The sequence below is a fragment of the Thermodesulfobacteriota bacterium genome (assembly GCA_031082315.1).
Lineage (GTDB): Bacteria > Desulfobacterota > QYQD01 > QYQD01 > QYQD01 > QYQD01.
Map to the genome: position 1 here is coordinate 1 of JAVHLC010000013.1, position 1,456 is coordinate 1,456.

Here is a 1,456-nt window from a genome sequence, read left to right on the forward strand (position 1 = left end):
AGCAAAAAACGACATGGATGCGAAATTTTTCTCCGTTTTCTCAGTATTCGGCACATGCAAAAACCTAACCGGACAAAGCTGATTTTAAATAATGTTTTTTGCGTAAGATCAAAAAATAGGATTAAGTTTCCATAAAAGTGGAACTATTTTTCCACTAAAGAGAAAATCTTTTCCATTCAGTCAAAAAATGATCTGCCGCCGTGTACGCTAACTATCCGTAAATGCTACGTTTATTTTTTAAAATTTTTTTATGTATCTGGCATAAAAATTGCCTATTAAATGAATTACAATTCACTTTGACTAGAACGGTCTGAGAAATTTTAAATAGAAGGAGGTGAAAAAGATGAAAAAGTTCTTAATGTTTTTGTGTGCGGTATTATTAACCTTTGCTGTTGTGGGAGGAGCATGGGCTAGTACAGTCAATGTTTGGGGTGAAAGGTTCGATCTTAACATCGTAAACAATTTTTATGCTGGGCTGACAGGCCATACTTCATCTATCATTTATGGCACACTTGACACCAACGACCTGTCAGGTGTGGATCTTCTCTGGGCGGTTCAGCCATCAGATTCTTACACCGCTGCAGAACTCAGCACGATGGCTACATTCCTGAGCGGTGGCGGACGGATCGCCTTTATGGGCGAACATGGAGGCTATGCCCCTAACGAGAACGATCGCATTAGTGCTGCGCTTAGTTACCTCGGTAGCGGTATGTCTATCATCAACCTTTGGCCTGATGGGGGTTTCCATAATGCCACTGTTGGTAATGGCCAAATCCTGCCACATACTCTTACTGCTGGGGTAAACACGTACAATTATGCCTGCTTCGCGCCCCTGGCCATGGGGGGTGCTTCACAGGTCTTAATGCTGGGAACGAACTTGAGCGACGTGATGATGGGGTATGAGAATATTGGCCTGGGCAGCATTTTCTTAATCACTGACCAGAATGTTTGGGATAATGTTTATTCTTCCTCGAACGATAACAACATCATGTTTGAGAATCTACTGTTAGCTAAGACAGGCGCCGAGCCTATCCCCGAACCCTGTACCATGATTCTCTTCGGTACCGGTATAGTGGGAGCCGCAGGTATTTTGAAGAAGAGGATTAAGAAAAGCTAACCAGATACATCTACGCAGTTGAGTTAATTAAAAAAGGGTACGACCAACCCGGTCGTACCCTTTTTTGTGTATAACCGTTTGGAGTCAGGCGGTTAATATACTAACCATCCTTGCAGGGTCTCTGTCTAACTTAATTCCATCTATCTTCATAAGCCTTTCAGATGGCTGCGTTATCCCAAATCCCGGGGCTTCGCATTTCCTCCCTTTTGAAAAGGGAGGCCAGGAGGTATTTTTTTTTGCGCAAAATTCCTGTCTTAAGGGTCAGTTCAAGTTATGGCGGTCGGGTGATTCATTCGCAGATGGGCAGGGAGAACGCGGGGCGTCAGGACAGAAAAAATA

General features: G+C 43.5%; 1 protein-coding gene. It reads left to right on the forward strand.

Features of this window, described 5'->3' with window-relative positions:
- Positions 1-343 precede the first annotated feature (343 nt).
- Positions 344-1,117 (forward strand): PEP-CTERM sorting domain-containing protein, encoded by a 774-nt coding sequence (locus RDU59_11180; protein MDQ7839037.1) that lies wholly within the window; start codon positions 344-346, stop codon positions 1,115-1,117.
- Positions 1,118-1,456 lie beyond the last annotated feature (339 nt).

What these genes read in the sequence shown, in the direction of transcription:
- RDU59_11180 (MDQ7839037.1), top strand. Translation starts at nt 344, where the DNA reads ATGAAAAAGTTCTTAATGTTTTTGTGTGCGGTATTATTAACCTTTGCT.